The organism is Stutzerimonas kunmingensis, assembly GCF_900114065.1.
Classification (GTDB): Bacteria; Pseudomonadota; Gammaproteobacteria; order Pseudomonadales; family Pseudomonadaceae; genus Stutzerimonas; species Stutzerimonas kunmingensis.
The window spans coordinates 36,647-44,523 of the sequence record NZ_FORS01000016.1 but is presented as its reverse complement, the minus strand read 5'-3'; the positions used below and the strand labels follow the sequence as shown (position 1 = coordinate 44,523).

Annotated in this window: 9 protein-coding genes and 1 tRNA gene; 8 read left to right on the top strand and 2 right to left on the bottom strand. The window is 55.7% G+C overall.

Annotated elements, in window-relative coordinates; all coding sequences use genetic code 11:
* On the top strand, positions 1 to 948 hold a 948-nt coding region (locus BM275_RS21145), incomplete at its 5' end, for an acyltransferase family protein (protein ID WP_090523413.1).
* 74 nt (positions 949 to 1,022) lie between these two features.
* On the opposite strand, the gene BM275_RS22355 is transcribed toward BM275_RS21145, so the two are convergent.
* Entirely contained in the window at positions 1,023 to 1,340 is a 318-nt protein-coding gene (locus tag BM275_RS22355; RefSeq protein ID WP_179486276.1) for an I78 family peptidase inhibitor, read from the bottom strand.
* A 184-nt stretch (positions 1,341 to 1,524) separates the two neighbouring features.
* On the opposite strand from BM275_RS22355, the gene BM275_RS21135 reads away from it, so the two are divergent.
* Positions 1,525 to 1,926, top strand: a complete 402-nt coding sequence (locus BM275_RS21135) for a PA2779 family protein (protein ID WP_003298355.1) — start codon at positions 1,525 to 1,527, stop codon at positions 1,924 to 1,926.
* On the top strand, positions 1,923 to 2,876 hold the full coding sequence (locus BM275_RS21130) for a PA2778 family cysteine peptidase (protein ID WP_090523407.1): 954 nt from the start codon (positions 1,923 to 1,925) through the stop codon (positions 2,874 to 2,876). Before BM275_RS21135 ends, BM275_RS21130 begins: the two co-directional genes overlap by 4 nt.
* Before the next feature lie 6 nt (positions 2,877 to 2,882).
* On the opposite strand, the gene BM275_RS21125 is transcribed toward BM275_RS21130, so the two are convergent.
* Positions 2,883 to 4,166 carry an NAD(P)/FAD-dependent oxidoreductase gene (locus tag BM275_RS21125; protein ID WP_090523404.1) on the bottom strand — a complete coding sequence of 428 codons (1,284 nt, stop codon included), beginning with the start codon at positions 4,164 to 4,166 and terminating at the stop codon, positions 2,883 to 2,885.
* Positions 4,167 to 4,334: 168 nt separating this feature from the next.
* Here BM275_RS21125 and BM275_RS21120 point away from each other — a divergent pair.
* The 5 genes from BM275_RS21120 to rplT all read left to right on the top strand — a co-directional run bounded on the left by BM275_RS21120 (position 4,335) and on the right by rplT (position 7,753).
* A tRNA-Val gene (locus BM275_RS21120) sits at positions 4,335 to 4,411 on the top strand.
* A 227-nt stretch (positions 4,412 to 4,638) separates the two neighbouring features.
* Positions 4,639 to 6,561, top strand: coding sequence for a threonine--tRNA ligase (gene thrS / locus BM275_RS21115; RefSeq protein WP_090523401.1), 1,923 nt, complete (start codon positions 4,639 to 4,641; stop codon positions 6,559 to 6,561).
* The gene (infC, locus tag BM275_RS21110; protein WP_172602761.1) at positions 6,561 to 7,112 is read left to right on the top strand and encodes a translation initiation factor IF-3; all 552 of its coding nucleotides are present in this window, start codon (positions 6,561 to 6,563) and stop codon (positions 7,110 to 7,112) included. The genes thrS and infC overlap by 1 nt, the downstream gene beginning before the upstream one ends.
* 62 nt (positions 7,113 to 7,174) lie before the next feature.
* Positions 7,175 to 7,369, top strand: a complete 195-nt coding sequence (rpmI, locus tag BM275_RS21105; RefSeq protein WP_003289526.1) for a 50S ribosomal protein L35 — start codon at positions 7,175 to 7,177, stop codon at positions 7,367 to 7,369.
* Positions 7,370 to 7,396: 27 nt separating this feature from the next.
* Complete coding sequence (rplT, locus tag BM275_RS21100; RefSeq protein WP_003282569.1) at positions 7,397 to 7,753, top strand: 50S ribosomal protein L20; 357 nt, start codon at positions 7,397 to 7,399, stop codon at positions 7,751 to 7,753.
* The last annotated feature ends 124 nt before the right edge of the window (positions 7,754 to 7,877 follow it).

Below are 7,877 nucleotides of genomic sequence, written 5' to 3'. Positions count from 1 at the left end.
TTCAATGCCGGGTTGCCGATGGATGAGGCGCGATTCGTGCTGGTCGACAGCATCATCTACAGCTTTCACATTCCGCTGTACTTCTTCCTGTCGGGTTTATTCTTCTTCGATTCGTTGCAGAAGCGGGGCCGGGGCGGGTTGATCATCAACAAGGTCGACACAATCGTCTATCCCTTTATTGTCTGGTCTTTACTACAAGGTCTGTTCGAAGTCGTCCTGTCGAATTACACGAACGGTCAGGTCACCTTGGTTGAGGTGTTCTCGCTGCTCTGGATGCCGCGAGCGCAGTTCTGGTTCCTGTACGCTCTGTTTCTGGTGTTCGTAGTTTGTGCGTTTCTTTATGCGCGGGCAGATCGGCGCTATTTCTTGCCATTCGTGGTCCTGTTTGGCTTGCTGTATGTCTTCCAGCAGGATCTGACGGTAAACAACATGACCCGCTTTATCCTGGGCAATACCGTCTTCTTTGCATTGGGCGTCTGGTTCAACGAGGTCAAGGCGTTCTTCCTTGCGCGTTATACCCAGCTGACATTATTTTTTGGTGCGCTGTTCATCCTGGGGCAGTACCTGTTTCATGTGACCTTCGGTCTGAACTATGCCGATGGCGGCATGGCGGTACTCGCGCTTGCAACCATATCCATCTTTTTCATGATCGCGTTGTCGATGTGGCTAGGTCAGTTTCGCGTGGATTGGTTTCTGTTCATCGGCGCTTCGTCGATGACGATCTACCTGATGCATATTCTGGCCGGTAGCGGGGTGCGGGTAATACTCAGCAAATTCCTCGGTATTGATTCAATCACAGCGCATCTGATTATCGGAACGCTGATCGGTACGGCGGCTCCGTTGTTGGCGCAAGTCGTGATCAATCGTTACAAACTGTACTTCTTGCTTACCCCGCCCAAGCAGATTTCGGCATCTCAGTTCCATATGCGCAAGGCTGTTGCCCACTAGCGCGGCCCCGTCATGCACCGACGCAGATGCCGCTCAGCAGGCCATGCTTGCTGAGCGGTATCGCGCATGCGGTATTAGCCGCAGCCGATGCGCTCTATGGTCATATCCTTGTCGGTATAGATATTCAGTCTCTGCGAGTTGTATTCCAGCGTGACGATGTCGTCGGGCCGCAGGACCCGCGCGGTGATTGCCCCGGATTGCTCCCTTGCTCGTTCAAGTATTTCTGGCGTGACGGTTTGGCCCGTCAAGCTTGCCACGGAATCGGCGTTGCACCGTCCGACTGACTCAGTCGGGCTGCTGTTTGACGGTGCTGTAGAAGTCGTTTGACAGCCTGTCAGTACAAATGCGGCCGAGGCTATGGCAATTGGTAGGGCTCGTTTGATGCGCTGCACAGCGTCTCCTTTTTCGTCTGGTTTGTCGGAGCGCAACTACTATCAAAGATACGGGCATGCCGATAGGCCTCCATGCCAGTTGGAAAAAACAGCTGTGGATGGGAACCGAAGCGGCGTTGGCTCGTCTTAATGGCTGATGGCGCTTTGCAATCCCCTGGCTGCAAGAAAAATAAGGAGTTCCGCTATGTTCAATTCCCCCCTACTCAAGCGTGTCGCTACGGTGCTGGCTGCTCTGCACTTGCTTCTGGTAGCTCAAGTTCCGCTGGCGCAAGCTGCGATGATCGGCACGCCTGAGGTTGTTGCTGAACATCAGCAGCAGGTCGATCGGCAACAGTTGCTGACGATGCTGGATGATCAGGATGTGCAAAAGAAGCTGGAAGCGATGGGCGTCGAACGTGATCAGGTTGAAAAGCGCATCAACGGCCTGACGGCAGCGGAACTGGCCCAGTTCAATCAGCAACTTGATCAGGCCCCCGCAGGGGCAGGCGTTGTCGGCGTGATCGTACTGTTCCTGGTGATCTTCATCATCACGGACATGCTATGTGCCACTAATATTTTCAACTTCGTCAACTGCATCAATCGTTGAGCCAGCGGCTACTCATACTGCTCCTGATCGGTCTGCTCGGGGGCTGTGCGCGAACGACGGTTACGCTTGTCGATCATGCTCAGCTCCCGACAAGGGCCGAGTTGGTGGACGTTCCGTTCTACCCGCAGGAAGACTACCAATGCGGACCCGCTGCATTGGCAACCATGCTCGTCCAGCGTGACATCGAAGTAACGCCGGAAGCGCTTGTAGAGCAGGTCTACATTCCCAAGCGCAAAGGCAGCTTGCAGGTGGAGATGGTTGCTGCCGCCCGTTCTGCTGGGCTTCTTGTATATCCGCTGCAGCCTAGTCTCAGTGATCTTCTTGCCGAAGTCGCGGCGGGCAACCCGGTTCTGGTTCTACAGAACCTCGCTTTCGATCGTTGGCCTCAGTGGCATTTTGCCGTGGTGGTGGGCTATGACCTTGCAGGTCAGAAAATTGTGCTTAGGTCTGGTACTACCAAGCGTTTGGTGGTGAGTTTTCACGAGTTCGAGCGCTCGTGGCGCAAGGCGGAGCGCTGGGCCGTGCTTACTTTGCAGCCACAGCGGATACCACAAACTGCGCAAGAAACTGTCTGGCTGCGCAGTGCCAGCGATCTGGAAGAGGTTGGGCAATTGCGCGCGGCTCGGGTGGCGTACGAAGCCGGCGCGAAGCGCTGGAACTCGGCGCTCATGCAGTTTGCTTTGGCGAACATTCAGTATGCGGCTGGAGAAAAGGCTGCGGCTGAGGAATCGTTACGGCTCAGTGTTCGTCTCGACCCGGGCTTCGCCATTGGCTGGTTCAATCTATCGCAGGTAATGGCTGAGAAGGGTTGTGACGTGGGTGCTCGCCACGCACAGGCCTGTGCCGTGCGAATGGATCCGGATGATGATCGGCTCAGGGCGCCGCTGCCGGCCCTGGAGGGCAAGCGAGCGGCGCAATGCTTGCCGAGCCCGCCATGCGTGTCCAAGTGATTTCGGTCAGAAGCCAAGCCTGTCGCGCAGGTTGTAGTACATCGCTCCGAGAGCGCTGAGCGGTACCTGAAAACGCTGTCCTCCAGGGAAAGGGTAGTGAGGCAGGCTGGCGAGCGCATCAAAGCGCTCTGCCTGGCCGCTCAGGGCCTCGGCGATCACCTTTCCAGCAACATGTGTATAGGTGATGCCATGGCCGCTACAGCCCTGCGAGTAGTAGATGTTGCTGCCCAGTCGTCCCACCTGGGGCAGCCGTGAAAGCGTCAGCAGGAAATTGCCTGTCCAGGCAAAGTCGATCTTCACTTTTTCCAGCTGCGGAAAGGTCTTCAGCATCTTGGGCCGTATGATCGATTCGATGTCGGCGGGATCACGTGCGCCATACACTACGCCGCCCCCGTAGATGAGCCGTTTATCCGCTGAGAGCCGGTAGTAATCAAGCAGATAATTGCAGTCCTCTACGCAGTAGTCCTGAGGCAGAAGGCTGTTCGCGAGTTCATCATTAAGTGGCTCCGTCGCGACTACTTGTGTGCCGCAAGGCATGGATTTAGCGGCGAGCTCGGGAATCAAATTGCCAAGATAGGCGTTGCCTGCTACCACCACGAATCTTGCGCGCACGGTCCCCTTTGGAGTGTGCACCAGCGGTGCGTCGCCATATTCGATGCGAAGCGCGGGGGATTGCTCGAAGATGCTGCCTCCCAGTGATTCAACAGCTTCTGCTTCTCCGAGTGCCAGATTGAGAGGGTGGATATGGCCGCCTTGCTTGTCGAGCATACCTCCGGCATAGCTCTCGCTAGCGACCACTCGCTGTATGCCTTGTTTATCCAGTAGCTCAAGGTGCGGGTAGCCATATCTTTCCCACAAGGCCTTCTGTGCTTCGAGGTGGTGCATCTGCTTCTGATTGAAGGCGGCAAATACGCCGCCGTCTTTCAGGTCGCACTGAATGCCATAGCGTGCTACACGTTCACGGATAATTCGTCCGCCTTCGAATGCCATATCCCCGATCAGCTTCGCTGCCGAGGCGCTCGCGCTGCGCTCGATGCTGTCAAGGTCTCGGCTGTAGCTGTTGACGATCTGCCCGCCATTGCGCCCAGAGGCGCCGAAGCCGACCCTGGCTGCTTCCAATATGATTACGCTGAAACCCTTTTCAAGAAGAAACAGGGCCGTCGACAGGCCTGTGTATCCGGCGCCGATCACGCACACGTCGGCCTGCTTGTTTTCCTGAAGTTCTTGTCGAACACCTGTCGCGTTGGCCGTCGCTGCGTAGTAGGAAGCGGGATAATTGTTGTGCGGCATCTTGGATTCTCTGTTCTGAATTTTTTACGCATCCTAGCGCTTGACCCTGTAGCTCGCCAGCGTCGCAACATTGCAAGCAGGAATTTTCAAAATTTCCAGATATCAGTGAGTTAGAAGAAAAAACCGCTTGACTCTTTTTTTCTTGGCTTTAGAATGCGCCCCCATCGAAGGCACATAGCTCAGTTGGTTAGAGCACCACCTTGACATGGTGGGGGTCGTTGGTTCGAATCCAATTGTGCCTACCAATTCGAATAAAAGGGTCGCTTACGCGGCCCTTTTTTTTGGCTTGCTTGTCAGAGGTCAGGGTTTCTGAAAGCATCGCCAGTCTTGTTTTCCTCCAGTGACTTCGGTTCGGTCGGGTGAGCCTAAGGCTCCTGCCATTGTGCGGCAGGTGTGCTCGCCGAATCGCTTTACTGGCTCATCCCAACCCATGTGGCCTTTGGTACGGGTCACCACTAGGAGAGGAGGCGCCATGCCCACCATTACTCTTCCCGATGGCAGTCAGCGTTCGTTCGATCATCCGGTTACTGTGGCCGAAGTGGCTCAGTCCATTGGTGCTGGCCTCGCCAAGGCGACCGTTGCCGGCAAGGTCGACGGCAAGCTGGTCGATGCTTGTGATCTGATTGAAAAAGATGCAGCGCTGCAGATCATCACGCCGAAGGATGAGGAAGGGCTGGAGATCATTCGCCACTCCTGTGCGCACCTTATCGGGCATGCTGTGAAGCAGCTCTACCCGACCGCCCGCATGGTCATTGGGCCGGTCATTGATGAGGGCTTCTACTACGATATCGCCTACGAACGTCCTTTCACTCCCGATGACGTTGCTGCCATCGAGCAGCGTATGAAAGAGCTGATCGATCGCGACTACGACGTCATCAAGAAGGTGACGCCGCGAGCGGAGGTGATAGATGTATTTGCCTCGCGCGGCGAGGATTACAAGCTTCGTCTGGTCGAAGATATGCCCGACGAACAGGCGATGGGCTTGTATTACCACGAAGAGTACGTCGACATGTGCCGTGGTCCGCACGTGCCGAATACACGCTTTCTGAAGTCTTTCAAGCTCACCAAGCTGTCTGGTGCCTACTGGCGTGGGGATGCGAAAAATGAGCAGCTCCAGCGCATCTACGGTACGGCTTGGGCCGACAAGAAGCAGCTGGCTGCTTATATCCAGCGTATCGAGGAAGCTGAAAAGCGCGACCACCGCAAGATCGGCAAGCGTCTGGATCTGTTTCATACCCAGGAAGAGGCGCCTGGGATGGTGTTCTGGCATCCCAATGGTTGGACGCTGTATCAGGTGCTAGAGCAGTACATGCGGCAGGTTCAGCGCGAAAACGGTTACCTGGAGATCAGGACGCCGCAGGTGGTTGATCGCGTGCTCTGGGAGAAATCCGGGCATTGGGCGAACTACGCCGAAAACATGTTCACGACTGAGTCGGAAAGTCGTGATTACGCGATCAAGCCGATGAACTGCCCCTGCCATGTGCAGGTTTACAATCAGGGCTTGAAGAGCTATCGCGAGCTGCCCCTGCGGCTAGCCGAATTTGGCGCTTGCCACCGTAATGAACCGTCTGGTGCGCTGCACGGCATCATGCGAGTACGAGGCTTTACTCAGGACGATGCGCACATCTTCTGCACCGAAGAGCAGATGCAGGCTGAGTCGGCGGCGTTCATCAAGCTGACGCAAGCGGTGTATGCCGATTTCGGTTTTTCGGATATCGAGCTGAAGCTGTCGACCCGTCCCGAGAAGCGTGTCGGCTCCGATGAGCTCTGGGATAAGGCTGAAGCGGCGCTGGCGGCGGCGCTGGAAAGTGCTGGGCTGCCGTACGACCTGCAGCCGGGCGAGGGGGCTTTTTATGGCCCCAAGATCGAGTTCTCATTGCGCGATTGTCTGGGCCGTGTATGGCAGTGCGGTACCCTGCAGCTGGACTTCAATCTTCCGGTGCGGCTGGGCGCAGAGTATGTCAGCGAGAATAATGATCGGCAGCACCCGGTCATGCTGCATCGAGCCATCCTCGGTTCGTTCGAGCGTTTCATTGGTATTCTGATCGAGCATTACGAGGGCGCTTTCCCGGCCTGGCTTGCGCCGACGCAGGCGGTGATCATGAATATCACCGACAAGCAGGCCGCTTTTGCCGCTGAAGTCGAAAAAACGCTCGTCCAAAGCGGGTTTCGTGCCAAGTGCGACTTGAGAAACGAAAAGATCGGCTTTAAAATCCGCGAGCATACTTTGCTCAAGACTCCTTATCTCTTGGTTATCGGGGATCGGGAGGTTGAGACACGATCCGTTGCTGTGCGCACCCGTGAAGGCGTCGATCTGGGCTCTATGCCCCTCGAGCAGTTCGCGCAGATGTTGACACAGGCGGTTTCCCGGCGTGGTCGCCAAGAATTGGAGTAATGACTATTAAGCGTGAAATGAGACAGGATAAACGAGCTGCACCCAAGGCCCCGATCAACGAGAATATCTCGGCTCGTGAGGTCCGTTTGATTGGTGCTGACGGCGAGCAGATTGGCATCGTCTCGATTGATGAAGCGCTGCAAGTAGCTGAAGAAGCCAAGCTGGATCTGGTTGAAATTTCCGCCGATGCAAATCCTCCGGTCTGTCGGATCATGGATTACGGCAAGCATCTGTTTGAGAAGAAAAAGCAGGTTGCTGCGGCGAAGAAAAACCAGAAGCAGATTCAGGTTAAAGAAGTAAAGTTTCGTCCAGGGACGGAAGAAGGGGACTACCAGGTCAAGCTACGCAACCTGGTGCGTTTCCTGAGTGACGGGGACAGGGCCAAGGTATCTTTGCGATTCCGTGGCCGTGAGATGGCCCATCAGGAGCTGGGGATGGAGCTGTTGAAGCGGGTCGAAAACGATCTCGCTGAATATGGCTCGGTCGAACAGCATCCGAAGATGGAAGGACGCCAGCTGATCATGGTCATCGCTCCCAAGAAGAAAAAGTAACCCCCAGGGCACTGGCAGGCCTTGCGGTTATTTGTAATCACCCACAATGTGGAGTACCGAACATGCCAAAGATGAAGACTAAAAGTGGTGCTGCGAAGCGCTTCAAGAAGACTGCTAACGGCTTCAAGCACAAGCACGCTTTCAAGAGCCACATCCTGACCAAGATGTCCACCAAGCGTAAGCGTCAGCTGCGCGGTTGCTCGCAAGTGCACCCGTCCGACGTTGCAAAAGTGGAGCGCATGCTGCGCGTTCGTTGATCCGGTCAAGACTCAGAGGAATAACTCATGGCTCGTGTTAAGCGTGGCGTCGTTGCCCGTCGCCGTCACAAGAAAATTCTGAAACTCGCCAAAGGCTACTACGGAGCGCGTTCGCGTGTATTCCGCGTCGCCAAGCAGGCGGTAATCAAGGCTGGCCAGTACGCCTACCGCGACCGCCGTCAGCGCAAGCGTCAGTTCCGCGCTCTGTGGATCGCTCGTATCAATGCTGGTGCTCGTGTTAACGGTCTGTCTTACAGTCGTCTGATCGCCGGTCTGAAAAAGGCGGCCATCGAGATCGATCGCAAGGTTCTGGCCGATCTGGCAGTGAACGAAAAAGCGGCGTTTGCTGCGATTGTCGAGAAAGCCAAAGCTTCTCTGGCTTAAGCCCCGACAATCCGGACTCTCGGGTTCGTTGCAACGTCATCAATAGGGGAAGAGCCTTGTGCTCTTCCCCTATTTCGTATCTGGAAGGGGCTTTTGCAAAAATGCGTATGGCGGCGACCAATAA